The 18,667-nt window shown below is 49.1% G+C and carries 16 protein-coding genes and 1 pseudogene; 10 read left to right on the forward strand and 7 right to left on the reverse strand.

Annotated features, from left to right (window positions below):
* The first annotated feature begins 43 nt into the window (after positions 1 to 43).
* The 7 genes from glmS (at position 44) to EVJ34_RS14130 (ending at position 8,112) form a co-directional block, all read left to right on the forward strand.
* A complete protein-coding gene (glmS, locus tag EVJ34_RS14100) occupies positions 44 to 1,840 on the forward strand; it encodes a glutamine--fructose-6-phosphate transaminase (isomerizing) (RefSeq protein WP_131486035.1) in 1,797 nt (598 codons plus the stop codon).
* A 144-nt stretch (positions 1,841 to 1,984) separates the two neighbouring features.
* Positions 1,985 to 2,476: a DUF2798 domain-containing protein gene (locus EVJ34_RS14105; RefSeq protein ID WP_131486036.1), complete on the forward strand. Its 492-nt coding sequence runs from the start codon at positions 1,985 to 1,987 to the stop codon at positions 2,474 to 2,476.
* A 141-nt stretch (positions 2,477 to 2,617) separates the two neighbouring features.
* The gene (locus EVJ34_RS14110) at positions 2,618 to 2,887 is read left to right on the forward strand and encodes a PTS sugar transporter subunit IIB (protein WP_131486037.1); all 270 of its coding nucleotides are present in this window, start codon (positions 2,618 to 2,620) and stop codon (positions 2,885 to 2,887) included.
* Positions 2,877 to 4,904 (forward strand): BglG family transcription antiterminator, encoded by a 2,028-nt coding sequence (locus EVJ34_RS14115; protein ID WP_161568924.1) that lies wholly within the window; start codon positions 2,877 to 2,879, stop codon positions 4,902 to 4,904. The genes EVJ34_RS14110 and EVJ34_RS14115 overlap by 11 nt, the downstream gene beginning before the upstream one ends.
* Before the next feature lie 166 nt (positions 4,905 to 5,070).
* The gene (locus EVJ34_RS14120; RefSeq protein WP_131486039.1) at positions 5,071 to 6,492 is read left to right on the forward strand and encodes a PTS mannitol transporter subunit IIBC; all 1,422 of its coding nucleotides are present in this window, start codon (positions 5,071 to 5,073) and stop codon (positions 6,490 to 6,492) included.
* Between the two features lie 43 nt (positions 6,493 to 6,535).
* On the forward strand, positions 6,536 to 6,970 hold the full coding sequence (locus tag EVJ34_RS14125) for a PTS mannitol transporter subunit IIA (protein ID WP_131486040.1): 435 nt from the start codon (positions 6,536 to 6,538) through the stop codon (positions 6,968 to 6,970).
* The gene (locus tag EVJ34_RS14130) at positions 6,967 to 8,112 is read left to right on the forward strand and encodes a mannitol-1-phosphate 5-dehydrogenase (protein ID WP_131486041.1); all 1,146 of its coding nucleotides are present in this window, start codon (positions 6,967 to 6,969) and stop codon (positions 8,110 to 8,112) included. The genes EVJ34_RS14125 and EVJ34_RS14130 overlap by 4 nt, the downstream gene beginning before the upstream one ends.
* Positions 8,113 to 8,189: 77 nt before the next feature.
* On the opposite strand, the gene EVJ34_RS14135 is transcribed toward EVJ34_RS14130, so the two are convergent.
* Entirely contained in the window at positions 8,190 to 10,547 is a 2,358-nt protein-coding gene (locus EVJ34_RS14135) for a bifunctional diguanylate cyclase/phosphodiesterase (RefSeq protein ID WP_236636720.1), read from the reverse strand.
* A 161-nt stretch (positions 10,548 to 10,708) separates the two neighbouring features.
* Here EVJ34_RS14135 and EVJ34_RS14140 point away from each other — a divergent pair, with 161 nt between their 5' ends.
* Together EVJ34_RS14140 and EVJ34_RS14145 are read left to right on the forward strand one after the other, a co-directional pair.
* Positions 10,709 to 11,551 (forward strand): CPBP family intramembrane glutamic endopeptidase, encoded by an 843-nt coding sequence (locus EVJ34_RS14140; RefSeq protein ID WP_131486042.1) that lies wholly within the window; start codon positions 10,709 to 10,711, stop codon positions 11,549 to 11,551.
* 35 nt (positions 11,552 to 11,586) lie between these two features.
* Positions 11,587 to 12,111 carry a GNAT family N-acetyltransferase gene (locus EVJ34_RS14145; protein ID WP_131436947.1) on the forward strand — a complete coding sequence of 175 codons (525 nt, stop codon included), beginning with the start codon at positions 11,587 to 11,589 and terminating at the stop codon, positions 12,109 to 12,111.
* Between the two features lie 25 nt (positions 12,112 to 12,136).
* On the opposite strand, the gene EVJ34_RS15915 is transcribed toward EVJ34_RS14145, so the two are convergent.
* The 4 genes and pseudogenes from EVJ34_RS15915 to EVJ34_RS14160 all read right to left on the reverse strand — a co-directional run bounded on the left by EVJ34_RS15915 (position 12,137) and on the right by EVJ34_RS14160 (position 14,643).
* Positions 12,137 to 12,895 (reverse strand): N-acetylmuramoyl-L-alanine amidase, encoded by a 759-nt coding sequence (locus tag EVJ34_RS15915; protein ID WP_236636722.1) that lies wholly within the window; start codon positions 12,893 to 12,895, stop codon positions 12,137 to 12,139.
* A gap of 72 nt (positions 12,896 to 12,967) precedes the next feature.
* Positions 12,968 to 13,402: pseudogene (locus tag EVJ34_RS15920) on the reverse strand (SH3 domain-containing protein); the annotation flags it as partial.
* Positions 13,403 to 13,652: 250 nt separating this feature from the next.
* Positions 13,653 to 13,904, reverse strand: coding sequence for a hypothetical protein (locus tag EVJ34_RS14155; RefSeq protein ID WP_131486044.1), 252 nt, complete (start codon positions 13,902 to 13,904; stop codon positions 13,653 to 13,655).
* 61 nt (positions 13,905 to 13,965) lie between these two features.
* Positions 13,966 to 14,643, reverse strand: coding sequence for a hypothetical protein (locus EVJ34_RS14160; protein ID WP_131486045.1), 678 nt, complete (start codon positions 14,641 to 14,643; stop codon positions 13,966 to 13,968).
* A 264-nt stretch (positions 14,644 to 14,907) separates the two neighbouring features.
* On the opposite strand from EVJ34_RS14160, the gene EVJ34_RS14165 reads away from it, so the two are divergent.
* On the forward strand, positions 14,908 to 16,170 hold the full coding sequence (locus EVJ34_RS14165) for a helix-turn-helix domain-containing protein (RefSeq protein ID WP_131486046.1): 1,263 nt from the start codon (positions 14,908 to 14,910) through the stop codon (positions 16,168 to 16,170).
* A gap of 59 nt (positions 16,171 to 16,229) precedes the next feature.
* On the opposite strand, the gene EVJ34_RS14170 is transcribed toward EVJ34_RS14165, so the two are convergent.
* Together EVJ34_RS14170 and EVJ34_RS14175 are read right to left on the reverse strand one after the other, a co-directional pair.
* Positions 16,230 to 16,547, reverse strand: a complete 318-nt coding sequence (locus EVJ34_RS14170) for a hypothetical protein (RefSeq protein ID WP_131436957.1) — start codon at positions 16,545 to 16,547, stop codon at positions 16,230 to 16,232.
* A gap of 203 nt (positions 16,548 to 16,750) precedes the next feature.
* The gene (locus EVJ34_RS14175) at positions 16,751 to 18,589 is read right to left on the reverse strand and encodes an ATP-binding protein (protein ID WP_236634602.1); all 1,839 of its coding nucleotides are present in this window, start codon (positions 18,587 to 18,589) and stop codon (positions 16,751 to 16,753) included.
* Positions 18,590 to 18,667 lie beyond the last annotated feature (78 nt).

Below are 18,667 nucleotides of genomic sequence, written 5' to 3' on the forward strand. Positions count from 1 at the left end.
CCGTTTCCTTTTTCGAGAAATTGAATCGATGAGGAGAATTGTTATGTGTGGAATTGTAGGGATGATTGGTCAAGTCGGAGCGAAAGAGATTTTATTGAAAGGGTTGGAAAAGCTCGAGTATCGAGGCTATGACTCAGCCGGAATCGCGCTCGTCGGTGACGATGTGCATGTGTTCAAAGAAGTCGGTCGCATCGCCGCACTTCGTGACATCGTACCGGTCGAAGCGGAAGGCGCCATCGGCATCGGCCACACACGTTGGGCGACACACGGCGTGCCGAGCGTCCCGAACGCGCATCCGCACCAGAGCACGACGGGCCGCTTCACGCTCGTCCACAACGGTGTCATCGAGAACGACGAGCAGATCAAGGCGACGCTAGACGTCCCGTTCCTCTCGGAGACGGACACGGAAGTCATCGTCCAGTTGATGGAGAAGAATTTTGTCGCGCTACATGACGTCGAGGCGGCGTTCCGTAAGACGTTGTCTGAGCTTCACGGCTCGTACGCTATCGCGATGATCGACTCGGAGGACAAAGAACGCCTCTATATCGGCAAGAACAAGTCACCGCTCCTCGTCGGACTCGGCGACGGCACGTTCAATGTCGTGGCGTCTGACGCGATGGCGATGCTCCAAGTGACGGACCAGTACCTCGAGCTCCACGACGGCGAGATCGTCATCTTGACGCGCGAATCGGCGACGATCAAGACGCTCGACGGCGAGATCCTCGAACGTGCCCCGTACACGGCCGAGATCGATGCGTCAGACATCGAGAAGGGCACGTACGCGCACTACATGTTGAAGGAGATGGACGAGCAACCGGCCGTCATCCGTAACATCATCCAACACTACCAGAACGAAGCCGGTGACATCGAGCTCACAGAAGGCGTGCGCTCGCTCGTCTCGGAAGCCGACCGCATCTATATCGTCGCCTGTGGCACGAGCTATAACGCTGGGCTCGTTGGAAAAGACATCCTTGAGCGGATTGCCGGTATCCCGACCGAGGTCCATGTCTCATCGGAATTCGGCTACAATATGCCGCTCTTAAGTTCACGTCCGCTCTTCGTCTTCTTGTCACAGTCTGGAGAGACGGCTGACAGCCGGGCCGTCCTCGTCGAAGTGAAGAAGCGCGGCTACAAGGCGCTCACGATGACGAACGTGCCAGGGTCGACACTCTCGCGTGAGGCCAACGAGACGATGCTCCTCCATGCTGGCCCGGAGATCGCGGTCGCGTCGACGAAAGCGTACACGGCCCAAATCGCCGTGCTCGCCATTCTCGCCTACGACATCGCCCGGGCGAACGGGAAAGAGTTGCCGTTCGAGTTGATGCCGGAACTCGCGCGCGTCGCGACGATCATGGACTCGATCATGTCTCAAAAAGAACTGTTTGAAGATTTGTCGGACCGCTACTTGAAGACGACGCCGAACACGTTCTTCATCGGACGTGGCCTCGATGCGTCGGTCTGTCTCGAAGGCGCGCTCAAAGTAAAAGAGATCTCGTATATCCAAGCAGAAGGCTACCCGGGCGGGGAGCTCAAACACGGTTCGATCGCCTTGATTGAAGACGGCACACCGGTCATCGCACTCATCTCGCAACCGAAGACGAACTTGAACATCCGCGGCAACGTCAAAGAAGTCGTCGCCCGTGGTGCCAATGCGTGTATCATCTCGATGCAAGGCGTCGAGCATGAGAACGACGAGTTCATCTTGCCGCACGTTGAACCGATTCTCGCTCCGCTCATCACGGTATTACCGGTCCAACTCATGGCGTATTACGCCGCGCTCGCTCGTGGCTGCGACGTCGACAAACCTCGTAACTTGGCGAAATCGGTAACGGTTGAATAATTTCCAAAAATAATGCTTACGAAGCAAGCCTCCAACTTGCTACACTATGACAATCAGTTTGTAGAGATATTGGTCATAGACCAAAAATATATGTCGCAAGATACGTCTGCCAGCTGAAATTATATGTAGTGTGGAGGATTTACCATGTACAAAGAAAATCGATTACCTCAAAATCCTAAAGAAGGCGTCTTGTTCATGCTGATTATTTCCATCTTGTCCGTAAACACGATCGCACCAATCATCGTCGGGATGGAACGCGGCTTTAGTGTCGCCCATTATATCGACACGCTCAAAATCATCCCGTTCGCCTGGATTGCGCTTATGATTTTGATTCGCTTCATCGTCAAACCTGCAGCCGGGTTCCTGTTCAAGCGATTTGCCGGAGAAGCGGACGGCTTTAACGCCCGCATCTTGCTGAACATCGTGTTGAACGTCTCGCTGATCTCGTTTTTCATGACGATCATCGGGCCGTGGATCGGGATGGGGGAAATCAACTTTGATACGTTGCAACACTTCTTCCCGACGTGGTTCCGTAACTTCGGTATCGCATTCTGGGTCGAGCTGTTGTTCGCTCAACCGATTGCTCGCGCTGTCATGAAGTCGATTCATACACGGAATCGCCTGAAGACCGCCTAACTTTAGACAAAGCATCTTTCCGATTGAGGAAAGATGCTTTTTACTGCTTGCCGATATCTTTGCCAACAAGCAAAATAGTAGGTGACGTAAGCGGTTGCATCGTATGGTTATATAGAGATAAGCGATGAAAGAAGGTCTGACATGAACGTATATATTGCCTGTCCATGCGGGTTCGTCACGAGCGCGATGGCGGCGAAGCTGTTTGCCGAAGCATGTTCGGGAAAAGTGTCGTGCGTGATTCAACACGGCACATATCAGGACATCCCGGAAGAGGTGGATTGGATTATCTATCAAGCCGGGACAGAGACGATTGATCATCCGACCGCGCACGTTCGCTCGGTCAGACACATGTTATCGCTCACGGAATATCGACAACTCGTCGAGGAATGGGTGAATGGATATGAAACATGAGTGGAGCGCCCGGGAGCGCTCGATTTTACTACATCTATTGGCAACGGAGACATCGACACCGCTCGCGGAGATTGCGCAAGCGGTCAATTTGTCTGAGCGGACGATTCAACGGGAGCGTCAACTGCTCGAGGGCATCTTGCGCGAGTTCGAATTAGAACTCGCTTGGCAACGCGGGCACGGTCTCAGTCTCATCGGTCGTTCCGATGCGAAACAACAGTTGCGCGAAGACTTGATTTTGTCGGCCGAGGCGATCCCGACAGCCGAGGATCGCATCTTCGAGCTCGCGTGGCGGCTTTTATTTGAAAAAGACACGCTCAAACTGCAGGCGGTCGCGAAACAGATGCACGTCTCACCGAGCACGCTCACACAAGACCTTGAGAAACTCGATCGTTGGTTCGACGAGTATCACCTTGAAGTCGAGCGGAAGAAAGGGGTCGGGGCCCGGGTGCTCGGCTTGGAAGCCGAGAAGCGGAAGCTGATGATCAATGCGCTGCTCGCTCATTGGGACACGCTCGCGTTCTATCGTTTCGTGCGTGGGGAGGATGACTATATCCCAGCCTTTTTAAAGACCGTCCCTTGTGACACCATGCTTGAAGCGCTTCGTGACGGTTACGATTATTTAAAGGAACATCCGTATGAGCGGATGGACGACCGGACGATCATGCGGGTGACGTTCGCTTATGGTGTACAACAAGCTCGACTAGACGCTGGCTTCTTCTTAGAGATGTATACGAAAGGGCGTTCGGACGACTACTTGAAAGTCGCGCTCGATATGGAGACGGCACTCGGGACGCCGTTCTCGATGGCGGAGCGGGTCTGGTTCGCCGAGGAAGCGAACCGGCTCCGGTCGTTGAAGGAACAGATGAAAGAAGATGAGGAAGAGCGCTGGGTCATGCAGATTCGAGTCCATAAACTCATTCATCACGTCTCGCTCATCCATGGGTTCGCCTTCACCGATGACGCAGCGCTCGAGAAAGGGCTCCTCGCCCATATCTTGTCGAGTATGAACACCCAAGCGCTCCCCGATACGGACACGGTCCGTCCGCACATCGACCGCGATTATCCAAACTTACGGTCTGCCATTCAACAGGCGGCCGATATCGTCTTCGGGACGAACACGTTCACAGAAGAAGAGACGGTGTTTTGGGCGATGCATTTCGCCGCCGCACTCGTCAAACCGGTCCGGCGCAGGGAATATCGGGCCCTCGTCGTCTGCTCGGCCGGTCTCGGCTCCTCGAAGATGCTCGTCAACCGGGTCAAACAAGAGTTCCCGGAGATGCAGGACGTCGTCAACTCGTCGTTGTTCGGTCTCGAACAACATCGACTCGACGACTATGACGTCATCTTGTCGACCGTGCCGTTGCCGCCGTTGTCGGTGCCGACACTTATCGTCAACCCCCTGTTGACGAATGAGGAAGTGCAACGCGTCCGCCATTTGCTGTTATCGCTCCCACAGTCGTTCCAGACGAAAGAGAAGAGCCACTCGACGATGCTCGACTTCAACGAACTCGGTGCCCTCGTCGAGACGTTCGAACGAATGGATCGCCAGTTCGATCTCGTCACGCTTGATAATAGCGACCGGCTTGAAGACATCTTGCTCGATATCGGGACGCATCTTGAAGAACGTGGACTCGTCGAAAGCGGCATTCAATTGTCAGCTCAATTGCTCCGGCGTCACGAAGTAGCTGGGCTTGGGATTCCGGGAACGAAACTGGCCTTGTTCCATGGACGTCACACGTCAATCGAACGGGCGAGCGTGTTCGCCTTCGATTTGAACCGTTCGATCCCGCTCCTCATGATGGATCAGTCGACCGAACCGGTGTCGCGTCTGCTCGTCCTGCTCGCGTCGGAAGAGGCGGAGGACGTCGAACTCCAGTTTTTGAGCGCGGTCAGCGGTTCGCTCATCGAGAGTGAGCGCCATATGAACTTATACAGTAACGGTTCAAAGAAAGAACTACGCCTCTTGCTTCATGAATGTATGAAGAAAATGATTCAAGATACGTTGCACGAGAAATGACCCGCCGTGGTCATTTTTTTATTTGGCATAAAATGTTGCCAAAGTGTGAACTGAATTGAATTGAGAAAGCGCTTACGCTGAGACTACAATACGAGTGTAGAGCACAAACCGGTTAGCTACACGACAACAATCTACCTTTCACAATAATCGACTGGAGGTTTTATACATGGCGAATGCGCAAGCTGGCTCGGGCGGGGTTCGAGTCAAAGTACAACGGTTCGGGAGTTTCCTGAGCGGAATGGTCATGCCAAACATCGGCGCCTTTATTGCTTGGGGGATTATCACCGCCCTCTTCATTCCAACAGGCTGGTGGCCGAATGAAAAATTAGCAGAACTCGTCGGTCCGACGATCACGTATCTGTTACCGCTTTTGATCGGGTTCACCGGCGGTAAGTTGATTCATGACGTACGAGGCGGAGTCGTCGGGGTACTCGCCACGATGGGTGTCATCGTCGGGACGGACATTCCGATGTTCCTCGGCGCGATGATCATGGGTCCGCTCGGTGGATATGTCATTAAACAGTTTGACCGTCTCATCGAAGGCAAAGTCAAAGCTGGATTCGAAATGCTCGTCAACAACTTCTCGGTCGGTATCATCGGTGGTCTTCTCATGATCGGTGGCTTCGAGGTGTTCGGTCCAATCATGAGCGGCCTCGATAAAGTCATGGCAGCCGGTGTCGACTGGATTGTCGGCGCAAAATTGTTGCCGATCGCAAGTTTGTTCATCGAGCCTGCAAAAATCTTGTTCTTGAACAACGCTATCAACCACGGGATTTTAAGCCCGCTCGGTGTCGACCAAGTGGCGGACGCCGGAAAATCGGTCTTGTTCTTACTTGAAGCAAACCCGGGACCAGGTCTTGGTTTACTGCTCGCTTACATGGTGTTCGCGAAAGGTGCGGCCAAACGGACGGCACCAGGGGCGGCCATCATCCACTTCCTCGGTGGGATTCACGAAATTTACTTCCCATACGTCTTGATGAAACCAGTTTTGATTTTGGCGATGATCGCAGGGGGCGCAACAGGCGTCTTCACATTCGTCTTGTTCGATGTCGGCCTCGTCGCACCAGCGTCACCAGGTAGTATCTTCGCGATTCTCGCGATGGCGTCACGCGGTTCGTACCTCGGACTTGTGACAGGAATCCTCTTGTCGGCAGCGGTCACGTTCGCCGTGGCGAGCGTCATCTTGAAATCAAGTGCGGCAGAAGAAGTATCACTTGAAGAAGCGACGCAAAACGTTAGCGCGATGAAAGGCAAACAGTCGTATGCGTCAGCTCTCGTTCACGACCGTCTCGACAAAGTCGATCACATCATCTTTGCTTGTGACGCCGGTATGGGTTCGAGCGCGATGGGCGCCTCGGTACTTCGCAATAAAGTGAACAAGGCGAATTTGCCAATCAAAGTGACGAACACGTCAATCAGCCAATTGCCGAAAGACGCCCAATTCGTCATCACCCATGAGGATTTGACGGACCGGGCCGAAGCACAAGTGCCGGATGCGATTCATCGTTCGGTCACGAACTTCTTGAACGCAGACTATTACGATCAATTGATCGAAGAAATTAAAGCAGAGCGCAGCAAAATCTCATAACACAGCAGACAGAGACAAGGTTTTAGGTATAGGAGGAACTAAAATGCCATTCATTCAGACAGAGATGATTCGACTCAACCAATCATTCCACACGTCGGCCGAAGCGATCGATGCAGCCGGTGAGGTGTTAGAAACAGCCGGTTGCGTCTCACCGGCTTACGTCCAAGCGATGCACGAACGTCAAGCGCTATCGAGTGTTTATATCGGGAACCACGTCGCGATTCCGCACGGGACCGAGGAAGCGAAATCCGCCGTTCAAAAGACGGGGATTTCTATCCTCCAAGTGCCGGAAGGCGTCGACTTCGGTGGCCAGACGGCGAAACTCGTCATCGGGATTGCTGGGGTGGATGACGAACATTTGGAACTCCTGTCCCAAATCGCGGTCATCTGCTCAGATGAGGATAACGTCGAGCGCCTTGTCCAGGCGAAGACGAAAGAAGAGATTTTGTCGCTATTCATGGAAGAGGTGGCGTCATGAAAGCCGTACATTTTGGGGCAGGGAATATCGGACGTGGGTTTATCGGGTTGTTGCTCAACCAGAGTGGCTACGAGGTCACGTTCGTCGATATTAACGATACTGTCATCCAGGCACTAGAAGACAAACGGTTCTATGAAGTCGGATTCGCCGAAGAAGGCGTCGGCAATATCGTCGTCGACCGGGTCCGCGGCGTCAACAGCTTGACCGACCCGGAGCGTGTCATCGCCCTCATCGCGGAGGCTGATCTCGTTACGACTGCGGTCGGACCGACACTGCTGCCGAAAGTCGCACCACTCATCAGTGCAGGGCTACGTGATCGTGAAACGGAGGCCCCGGTTTATGTGATCGCTTGCGAAAATATGATTGGCGGTAGCGCATCGCTCCACCAAGCAATCGAGTCGTTAGGTGGCGTCGGGACAGCGAACGTCTCGTTCCCGAACGCGGCCGTCGATCGGATCGTCCCGTTACAGCAACATGCCGACCCGTTGTTCGTCGAAGTCGAAACGTTCTACGAATGGGTCATCGAGACGAAAGGATTGGCCGAGCGGCCCCCGCTTCAAGGTGTGACGTGGGTCGACGAGATTGGGCCATACATCGAACGGAAATTGTTCACGGTCAACACCGGTCACGCCATTGCCTCTTACATCGGTTCCTTGTTCGGGAAAGAAACGATTGACGAGGCGCTGAAAGACCGTCGTGTCCGTCAAGTCGTGCAAGGTGCTTTGTATGAGACGGGGTGGCTCCTTCTTGAAAAGTACGGGTTCGAGGCGAAAGAACATAGCCAATACATTCAAAAGATCATCAAGCGGTTCGAAAATCCAAAGTTGAAAGATGAGGTCTCACGCGTCGCCCGCTCACCAATCCGTAAACTTGGACCGAGTGACCGGCTCGTCAAACCGGCCCGTGAGCTCATCGATAACGGCATCGAACCGAATGAACTCGCCTACGGAATCGCGGCTGCCTTGACCTATTACAACCCTGAGGATTCGGAATCTTCTGAACTTTATGTGTCTATCGAAGAAGATGGCATCGTGTCGACGGTGGAAAAGTACTTGCAATTGCATGAGGACGATACGCTGACGAAGTTGATCCTCGAACAATACCACCTGATTCGCGAACAAGAAAAAGCACAAGTCTCGTAAATCGAATCTCCTGTGCCCGAGCGGCATGGGAGATTTTTGGTATATAAAAAAGACTGCAACGCAGGGTTGCAGTCTCATCAAGCACGTGTCTTTCCGAATTCGATATACGTCGTGACGGATTTGATATGCTTCACGACGTCCTTCTCGCGAAGCGGATGGCTGAAATAATAACCTTGGACGTAGTCGCACTGTTCATTGAGCAACCATTCGAGCTGATCTGACGTCTCGACACCTTCCATGAGCACTTTCATATTCAAGTTGTGGCCGAGTTGGATCATCGAGCGGACAATCGCTTCCTGGTTCCGGTCCGTGAACAAGTTGACGATAAACGACTGGTCGATCTTTAGCACTTGGACGGGAAGCTCCCGTAATTGACGGAACGACGAGTAGCCGGTCCCGAAGTCATCGAGTGAGATTAAAATCCCGAACTGCTGGAGCTGGGTGAATTTCTCTCTTGTCGATGCTTCATAGGACAACATCGACGACTCCGTCACTTCAAGTTCAAGGAACATCGGGTCCATCCCGGTCTCCTCCAAGATGGCCTGGAGCGACTCGACGAAGTCTTCACGGGCGAACTGGAGCGGTGAGACGTTGACCGAGAGCATGAACGGTTTCACGCCAGATTTTTTCCAGCGTACCCATGCCCGGCACGACTCGCGCATGACCCAGTTCCCAATCGGATGGATTAACCCAGTGTTTTCGGCGATGTGAATGAAGTCGTTCGGCGGCACGTGACCGAGTTCACGGTTGTTCCAACGCAAGAGCGCCTCGACGCCTTCGAGCCGGTTTTGTGTCAATGACACTTTCGGTTGGTAGACGAGTGAAAACTCATTCCGGTCGAGCGCGTGCGTGAGCGCCTTTTCGATTTCAACGGTACGAAGGATTTGATGTTTCGACTCATCTTCGAACTCTTTAATCTGATTCTTTCCGGTCTGTTTCGACTCGTGGACGGCGAGACGGGCGTACTGAACGAGCTCCTCGGCCGACGTCGTGTCTTTCGGATAATGGCTGATTCCGGCACTCATCGTCAGTTCGATGGTCGTGCCGTCGATATCGAACGGTTGCGAGATCGCTTTGATGCACTTCTCGGCTTTTTGTTTGGCGAGCGTGCTCCGCTTATCGAACAACAAGATGATGAATTCAGATGAACCGACGCGTGTTAAGATGTCGTCCGGGTGAATCGTTATTCGTAGACGCTCGGCGATTTGCATCGTCAGTTCATCCGAGCCGTGATGTCCGAGCATATCGCTCAAGAAACGCCAACGATCGACGTCGATATACAGACAAGCGACCGGGTCTTCGATTTGAATATGTTCGGCGAGAATACGTTCGAGTTTGTGACGGTTCGGCAAGTCGGTGAGCGTGTCATGATACGCCATATGTTCGACGAGACGCTGTGAGGCGATCGCCTCCGAGACATCACGCAAGAACCAAAGCATTTGGTCCATCGTTTCGCCTTTGAGCGGATAGCTCGTCACTTCGATCGTCCGGTCTTCGATGTCCACGCGTCGTGGTTCGTAAAACGGTTGATTGATCGTGAGCGACGGATGATAGTCTTGGAAGAAGGCGTGTTCCTCGACTTCATCGAACAAGCGATAAAACGCCGTGTTCGCATATTGGATCATTCCATCTTTTGTCGTCGTGACGACAGCATCCGTTGTCGAATCGAGGATCGTCGCTTGAATGAATTCTTGTTTTCGAAGATGACGATCGAGCGTGAGCGACAGAAAGAAGATTGCGAATAAGAGAACCGTGATTGCCGTGACGAGCCATGCGAGTAAAGATGGTTCAATCGCATTGGCGAAAGTTCCGTCTGTCTCGATGAATGTGAATGATGCGGCCAGCATCCCGACGAAGTGCATGCCAAAGATAGCGACGCCCATCAACAACGAGAAGAATACTTTCAATTCAAGATCGATGTTTTGTTTGGCATACTTCGAGAAGAAGCCGATCCATAGGGCGACGAGCGAAGCGGCAACCGCAATCAGAATCGATAGTGCCGCTAGCCACGGGTTATACGAAGTAACCACGCCTTGCAAGGCAGCCATACCGACATAATGCATGCTCGCGATACTACCGCCCATGATCACCCCTGCGCCGATCAAAGCGGGACGGGTCGTACGACGCGAGACAATCAAGAAGCCGATTATGCACCCGGCCATGGCGATGATGACGGACAACAAGACGAGCGAGACCGAATACGAGGCAGGACGCAACACCTCATGCGCGAGCATGGCGATGAAATGCATCGACCAGATTCCAAGACCGAGCGTCGCCCCTCCGGCCAAAATCCACACGTTTTGGACAGCTCGGTTCGCTGAATTGACACGCCGTGCCAGTTCGATGGCGGCGTACGCGGACACCGTGGCGATGATATAAGACAGAATCACGAGAAAAATATTATGACTCATCGAGTGTTCGACTACTGATTCCATATGTACCTCGCTAACAATCATATTTTATAGTAATTCTAATTATACCCCGCAAAACAAAAGCCCACCTATCATTTTGCTTCACGTGTTGAAAATATTTTTCGGGTGAAATAGGGAAGTCATTCCAAAAGCGGGTAAACTACGTGTAGAAGGAGGGGGAACCGTTGATTCCGACAAAAAAAGAAATCATCTTATTTCTTCTCATCGCGTTCGGATTTTCGTGGCTGACGTGGTGGGGACTGTATATGTGGACTCGGTTACCAATCCAGTCAATCGTAGTGATTGGCGCGTTCGGTCCGAGTCTGGCCGGTAGTTACATGGCGCTCCGGGAGAACGGGTGGTCAGGAGTTATGACGTTATGGAAGCGCGGATTCGAGTGGCGGATGGCTGGAAGATACTATGCCTTCGGGCTCTTGTTCCTTCCATTCCTCTTTTTGATTGCCTATTGGTGGTCCGAAGCCGATGGGGCATCGTTGTTCACACGTCCATGGCTCGTTGTCCCGACGTTCATCTATATGCTGTTCCTCGGTGGGACGATTCAACAAGAGTATGGGTGGCGCGGCTATTTGCTCGATGCGTTTCAACTGAAGGTGACACCGGTCAAAGCAAGTCTAGCTGTCGGCGTCATTTGGGCGGTTTGGCATATTCCGCTCTTTTTCATGGTAGGGACAGGGCAAGCATTGATCCCATTTTGGGCGTATGGCACGGCACTTCTCGCATTCACATTCATCATTTCGTGGCTGTATAACGTCACGACAATGAACTTATGGGCCGTATTTCTGCTCCATACGATATTCAACGTTTCGTTCACGCTCATTCCGTTGAGTGAGCCGGATGCGTTTCCAATCGGTTTTCTGCACTTGACGCTGTTGCTCGTCACGACTACGATCATCCTCATCTGGCAGACGCACGGCCATCTCGGTTATGATCATCTTGAGCAACTCGAAGCGGTCGAAGGGTCACATCAAGCGAACGTTACACCCAACCGGGACGCGGGTAAAGACTAGAACGTACAATACAGGACTAAAAGGAAGTGGAGACTTTGAATTTTCGCCCGCTTGCACGCGAAGACGTCCAACCGCTCCAACGGTTGTTTATGGAGAGTCTGAGTGATTTGATTCGCCGAGAACAGTTCGAGGACGCCGACCTGTTGGATGAAGAAGTTGAGCGATTGAACACGACCGTTCAAGATAGTTTCGAGGACGAGACCGTTCAAATTTTCGTTGTCGTACAAGACGGCGTCATCGTGGGGACAGCGGCGATTTTACCTCCAAACGATATTATCACCGCCCACGTGGACGTCGAACCGAACACGCCAGAAGTCGGTTGCATGTATGTGTCACCTACGTACCAGCGTCAAGGGGTCGGTCACTTTCTAATTGAACAGGTGAAACGACAATTGTCAGCGAACGGACAGACAGCGTTTTACTTAGATGCCGGCTTTCCGACGTCTCAAACCTATTGGGAAAAGCGACTTGGACCGCCTTTGATGACGATTGAGCATTATTGGGGCCCGGGCGCACCACATAAAATCTGGCGCTGCACGGCCACGGAAAAAGAGACCTGATCGCAAATGCGGTCAGGTCTCTCACTTATTTATAAGTGCTCATGAATTGATGAATCCCAGAAGCGGTGGCGTCTGCCATCCGTTGCCGGTATGTCGTGCTCGTCAAATGCGAGCGGTCGTTCGAGTTGCTGATGAAGCCATATTCGACGAGTGTCGCAGGGACGCTGTTCTTTCCGACAACGTAAACGTTTTGATATTTCACGCCACGGTTACGGATCGTCGGGATGCGAACACCGAGTTCACGGTTGATGGCCGTACCTAAACTTCGGCTAGCCGAGATGTATGGGTTCGTCGTATAGCTTTCTCCGGTCGGTACGAGTACCTCATGACCGTGATAAGACGTATTTGTAGAGGAATTGGCATGGATGCTGACAAAGGCGCTGCCTTTATAGGACTTTGTCAATTCGACGCGTTGTGCGAGCGACAAGTAGACATCGTTCGTTCGTGTCATCCGGGCGTTATAACCGTATGTACTCGAAAGCGTGCTCGCGAGTCGTGCGGCAATATCGAATGCAATTACTTTTTCGTAAGATGAGCCGTAGACGGCCCCAGGATCATTTCCACCGTGTCCGGGATCAATCACAATCGTTCGGCCCGTGCCCGTGGACGTCGTCGGTGTTGTCGTCGTTGAGACCTTTACATACTGGGCAGAAACATATCCAGTCTTGCCACCATAGCTGACCTTGAACCATGTACCGTAAGCGCCCAAATAAGTCACAGCCTTGCCACTTGGGATGGTCACGAGCACGGTAGCGGATGTGGAGGCGCTCTTACGTAAGTTCAAGTTGGCCGTAGTCATGTAAGTTTTTGTAGGACTTGTTGTCGTAGTGCTTGTCGTCGAAACTTTTATGTATTGAGACGAAACATAGCCAGTCTTGCCACCATAGCTAACTTTGTACCAAGAGCCATACGTACCGAGATACGTGACGGCTTTACCGCTTGGGATGGTCACGAGCACGGTAGCGGATGTAGACGCGCTCTTACGTAGATTCAAATTAACAGTCGTAGTGTATTTTTTTGAAGAAGTCGTAGTTACGGTGCTAGTCGTTGAAACTTTTACGTATTGAGATGAAACATATCCAGTCTTGCCGCCGTAACTGACTTTGAACCAAGATCCATATGTGCCGAGATAAGTGATGGCTTTACCACTAGGGATGGTCACGAGCACTGTGGCAGATGTGGATGCACTCTTACGTAAGTTCAAATTGGCAGTAGTTGTATAAGTAGAGGCAGCTTCAACTTGACTTGTGTCGAAATATTTTGATGTCAAATCAGATGGAGCGACAACCATTCCCCCTAAAACGAGAGACGAGCTAAGTAGCAGTTTAAGATTCCAAGACGGTTTCGATAGGTTCAATCAAGATCCGCTCCTTTAATGGGTAATGTGAAATGAAATGATGATCATGTCTTCGTTATTATATAAGGAAACAAGAAAAAAATGGAGGTTAATATGTAAATTGTTTGACTTTATTTCAACGTGGATCTTTTCAAAGTTTTATATAGTAAAAAAGAGACGCGCGAAAGGCGTCTCTTTTTAATAATCAAGTAAGGCGTGGTAAATCTTCACCTAGTGGCTTGATTGTGGACTCGATTTTTGTCAAACGGGGGAGATCTTCACCGAGTGGTTTAATTATTGGCTCAAACTTTGTCAAACGCGGGAGATCTTCACCAAACGTTTGAATTGGGGCATCAAATTTCGTCAGACGTGGTAAGTCTTCTCCCATCGGTTTAATTGAGCTACCCAATAGTAATACTGCTGCTGCGATGAATAATAGTCCTGTAATCTTCTTCATTGCGAATCCCTCCATCGATGTAGTGTTGTATTGAAAGCTGCAATCCCTAGTGTAATGGTACTTAGTAGTCAGAAACTGGAGATTCTAGTAAATTATATACCGATTCTGATTGTTGGTAAATACGAGATTCTAAATCGCCAATATATTGCTGTGGCATATTCGGTTCATGCAAGATGACTTTATCAGACCCTTCTTTAGTAGAAGACGATAAAATTGGGACGTTAGCTTCTTGGCTAAGCAATGTACTACATAGTGGGCTAAGTGTGTGCTCTAAAGATTGCAAATGCTCTGGGCGCCAACAAATAGAAGCTTCAGGAAGGATGTACAGAATATGTCCTTCCTGTAATAAAGCTAGACATTGCCGAAGGACTCCTTGGAAATCAAGTTCTACATTTATATAACCAAATTCTTGGAAGTGTTTCTCATAGACGGTTTTTGAACTGCGTTTTAGAATAGAGAGAGACAGTTCAGGTCCGAGAATGTATAGTTTTTTATATGACCGATTTTCTTTAAGTGTTCTTGTAATCAATTGTGGCAAAGTTTGATAGTAGTCAATCTGAAAAGCGTTGAGTATAAAGCCTTTAGGAGAACGCAATAATCGGGTCAGATGCTCTAGCCCTTCGAACTGTTTGCGATCAGCATAAGAATAAGACACATCAAACAGTGGGGCTTGCTTAGATTGGAAATAAATTTTAGGTTTAATGTAATCTTCCGCGAGTAAAAAATTTAATTTTCCCATCTGATGTAGTCACCTCCGAAAATATGAATCCTTTATTAGGTTTCAAGTGAATCATTTTACCTAAAGAAACATAAATATTTTTATTTACTGGTTAAATTTTATCATGATTGAATAGTCTAACGGACTGCTATAGGTTGGGAAAATGATAGCAAGAAAACAACAAAAATTTCGGTTTTTGGAGAAGAATTTCCTTCTATGTGTGTTTTTAGATTATATTTATTTCAAAAAACGCTAATAATTAGGGCGAAGGGGCTATTGCTTAGGATGGAATACAACTACGGAAACCTTATAAAAATTGAGAGAATGCGTAGGAATATGAAGCAGTCGGTCTTAGCTAGAGGTATTTGTTCAATATCTTATTTGAGTAAAATCGAGAATAATCAAACGTCTGCTAGTGAAGAAGTACTAGAGATGATTTTTAAGAGGCTTGGAATTGAAGTACCTCTCTATTATGACTTTAGCGAACAAGTTGAGAAAGTACGGGCCGAAATCAAAGGAATCTTAAAAGATGCAGTGTTAACAAGAAAAGATCAGGATAAGCGAATTGAGATTAATAAATATTTGAACAACCCGGTGGTTAATCAATCAAAGGAACTTTATATCACCTTACTAATGGCGTTAGCAAGGTTTGAGATAATGCCGGATGGCAAAGGGGAATACTTTACTGAAATCGGTTGGATTGAAGACCAATTAAGTCGAGAAGACAAACTGAGATACACTTTGATAAAAAGCATTCGGTTAATTAACCAAAATGAGAAGGAGAAATCATTAGATTTACTTGAAGAGTTGACTGAACAACTTCCGAATTCAAATCTACCTATGTGGGAAATGGCAGATATGAGATATATCATGGGTGGAATGTATTACAAATTTACAGATTATCTTCAAGCAGTCGAGAATGTGAAATTTGCGCTCGACTATTTTCAAGAGCATTTTTTCCTAGAGAGAATTGTTGAATGTCATATCATTATTGGGTTAGCTTTTAAACGCCGAAGGCGCTTTACGGAAGCTTTGGCACATTATCACAGAGCGGTAAAGGTCATTAGTGCGACGAGTCTGAACAATTATTACGGGATGCTTTACAATAATATGGGTGAGATCTATTCTTCTTTAGGCGATCAAGAAACAGCTCTTGAGTACTTTATGCAAAGCTTTGATTATAAGGTAGAAGTAAAGAGTAAGTTATATAGTGTCGTCTCGTTAATTGAAGGATATTCAAATTATAACAATATAGAAGAAATACTAAACTGGTTAGCTAAAGGGTACGAAATAAAAGGTGACCGCACTGGATTAGAGGAGTTTGATCACCACTTTGAAATTTATAATAATTGTTATCAAGTCCCAGATAAACTGAAGTTGATTCAATCACTTAAAGAAGCAGTTCGCTATTTTGAGATGCATAATGATTATGTGTATATGCAAAAGTACTCTTTATGGTTAGCCAGAGAACTTCGAAGTAATGGTAAGTATAAATTGGCTACTGAATATTATGAAAAATACATCGATATTATATCACAAGCCGATTAACGCCTCCTGAGGCGTTTTTTTACGCAAAAAAAAGAGACGCCCGAATCGTCTCTTTTCATTTATGGAGTGGTGAAATAATGAACCGTCCAAATTGGCTCGTTCATCAATGCCTTATTTTCCACATGACCCATTTGCACTTGTTGGAGCAAGTGAATGATGTGCTTTTGTAAATTGGCCTCGTGTGAACCGCTCGTCAAAATCCCATCTTCACTGGCGATGATATAAAATCCACCCAATCGCAACGGAATATGATTTCTTACAATCGACACGGCAGTCTGAAGTTCAGCTTGCCCGCCCTGCAGTGGCACGTTTATATCAAAACGTCCCCATTGTTTAAAGTCGCCTACTTCTGAAAACGGTGGGTCGCGATGATCCAACTCCATGACCTCCAATCTTGTCTGTCTCTCCCTTACTAGTATAGCTCTTTTTTTAAACTTTACCTGCGAGAATAATGGAAAGGGTGCAGTGACGTACCCTCAGTTTCTCGGTGTTGCTCTTTTTCTAGATTATTCCAAAACATTCCTGCAAAAAAAGAGTAGCAATAGTATAAAAAACACGACCGGAATGAATCCGGCCGCGCTCATTGATGAATCGCCTCTTTTGACGTCGGGAGCTCACAGATGAAGGTGCTGCCTTCGCCGTAAATGGATTCAACGTGCAGATGTCCGTCGTGCGCTTTCGCAATCTCTTTACAAATCGCGAGTCCAAGGCCCGTACCGCCGATTTTGCGGCGGTCCGAGTTGTCGACGCGATAAAACTTTCCGAACAAGTTCGGCAAGGCAGACGCAGGAATCCCCATCCCGTTGTCCCGAACTTTTATGACGACTTGATCATCTAGTCGTTCCAATGAAACAAGGACGTTGCCGCCATCTGGAGAATACTTGATGGCATTGCTGAGCAAGTTGCCGAGCAACTGTCGCATCCCTTCTAAGTCAGCTTCGATTTTGAAGTCTTGTCCGACATCGGCATCCAGGTGTAAATGATGCGAGCTGGTCGTCTCTTGATAAAAGTTGATGCTGTCACGTGCTAGGTCAAGAAGGTCGACCGTTTCCCATTCAAACGTCTGCTTTCCAGCCTCCATCTTCTGCAAATCGAGGAAATCGTTGACCAAATAGGATAGACGCTTCGCTTCGTCATGAATCGTTTTCAAATAAAGTTCACGCCTGCTTTCTTTCAAATCACGCTCAAGCATCAATTCCGTGAACCCGTAAATGGAAGACAACGGCGTTCGTAATTCGTGAGACACTGTCGAGACAAGTTCCGACTTCATCCGGTCAATTTCCGTCTCGGCCGTCACATCGCGCAAGACGAGCATCGTGCCATGAATCTTTCCATCCCGGTAGATGCTCTCGGCGTATACTTGGAGGAAGCAATCGCCTTGATCCAATGAAATCGACAACCCATCTTCCGGCGGGTCTTGTTCGAAGACACGTTCGATGTAACTGATAAAGAGGTCTTGTTGATCGACCCGTTCGGCGAACTGTTCGATATCAATCGACACGGCTGACAATTCCTCATAGCCCGCGTATTCGAATTGGAGCTCGTCGAACATGCGGATAAAGGCACGATTCCCGACAATCGTATCCTCTTCGTAATTGAAGTAGAGGATGGCTTCGCGCACTGAGTTGATCAGTTGTGCCGTCTCTTTTCGGTCTTGTTGCATTTGGCGATACAGCCGTGTCCGTAATAGTGAGATGGCTAACTGATTCGCAAACGCATTCAGTTCCGAAGTCTCACTCGCATCGAACGGCTCGTCATAGCATGCCAAGTACAAGCAACCGATCATTGTGCCGTCTGATGGGTCTTTCACTGGAATGACCGTCTCATGGATGTAATACGGATAACCATGAATCTGGTCAGTTACTTTCTTTGAAGTCGCCTCCAGCGATTTCGAAATCATGACGCGCTTTAATAATAGCGACTGTACTTTCAAATCTTCTTGTTGTTCTGTCGTCATACCTTTCGGGACGACAGATGTGATTTCATCGTCTTTGATCAAAAGGACCGCGCCGAACTCAGCCTCGGTCAGCCAGACGATTTTTTCGATGACAGCCGAGTAATCTGATAACGATTCTTTTGAAGCGAGTACTTCAATCAGTTCGTTCCGATACTTTAATTTTGTCTCATTTTGTTTCGAAGCTTCGAGCACCGATTGCATCTCTTGTTGCTTCGTATGCATCTTCTCGTTTTGTCCAACCATTCGTTTAATCAAAGGACGCCCGATCAATAAAATAGCAGTGATAAACATGACTAACCCGATCATCCAAATCCAACGCAACGTCAAGAGCTCGTTCGGTGAGACGTTATCATCTCGAACGAACCAAGCCCCGATTGCCGTTAAAAAGAGACTGACGATACAGACTCCATAGAGGATGCCGAGTATTTGACGACTGTTCAATTGTTCAATCCACTTGCCCATAATACGCTCTACTTCCTTCCTTAACTAAAAACCAACTCCAATTCAATTGTCATAACCGAAATATACAAAAAGAAAAAT

The organism is Exiguobacterium sp. SL-9 (assembly GCF_004336985.1).
Taxonomy (GTDB): Bacteria; Bacillota; Bacilli; order Exiguobacteriales; family Exiguobacteriaceae; genus Exiguobacterium.

Bases quoted from the DNA above. Each gene is read 5' to 3' on its own strand.
- EVJ34_RS14105 (WP_131486036.1), top strand. From the start codon at position 1,985: ATGTACAAAGAAAATCGATTACCTCAAAATCCTAAAGAAGGCGTCTTG.
- EVJ34_RS14125 (WP_131486040.1), top strand. From the start codon at position 6,536: ATGCCATTCATTCAGACAGAGATGATTCGACTCAACCAATCATTCCAC.
- EVJ34_RS14135 (WP_236636720.1), bottom strand. From the start codon at position 10,547: ATGGAATCAGTAGTCGAACACTCGATGAGTCATAATATTTTTCTCGTG.
- EVJ34_RS14160 (WP_131486045.1), bottom strand. From the start codon at position 14,643: ATGGGAAAATTAAATTTTTTACTCGCGGAAGATTACATTAAACCTAAA.
- EVJ34_RS14120 (WP_131486039.1), top strand. From the start codon at position 5,071: ATGGCGAATGCGCAAGCTGGCTCGGGCGGGGTTCGAGTCAAAGTACAA.
- EVJ34_RS14110 (WP_131486037.1), top strand. From the start codon at position 2,618: ATGAACGTATATATTGCCTGTCCATGCGGGTTCGTCACGAGCGCGATG.
- EVJ34_RS14115 (WP_161568924.1), top strand. From the start codon at position 2,877: ATGAAACATGAGTGGAGCGCCCGGGAGCGCTCGATTTTACTACATCTA.
- glmS (WP_131486035.1), top strand. From the start codon at position 44: ATGTGTGGAATTGTAGGGATGATTGGTCAAGTCGGAGCGAAAGAGATT.
- EVJ34_RS14175 (WP_236634602.1), bottom strand. From the start codon at position 18,589: ATGGGCAAGTGGATTGAACAATTGAACAGTCGTCAAATACTCGGCATC.
- EVJ34_RS14130 (WP_131486041.1), top strand. From the start codon at position 6,967: ATGAAAGCCGTACATTTTGGGGCAGGGAATATCGGACGTGGGTTTATC.
- EVJ34_RS14155 (WP_131486044.1), bottom strand. From the start codon at position 13,904: ATGAAGAAGATTACAGGACTATTATTCATCGCAGCAGCAGTATTACTA.
- EVJ34_RS14165 (WP_131486046.1), top strand. From the start codon at position 14,908: ATGGAATACAACTACGGAAACCTTATAAAAATTGAGAGAATGCGTAGG.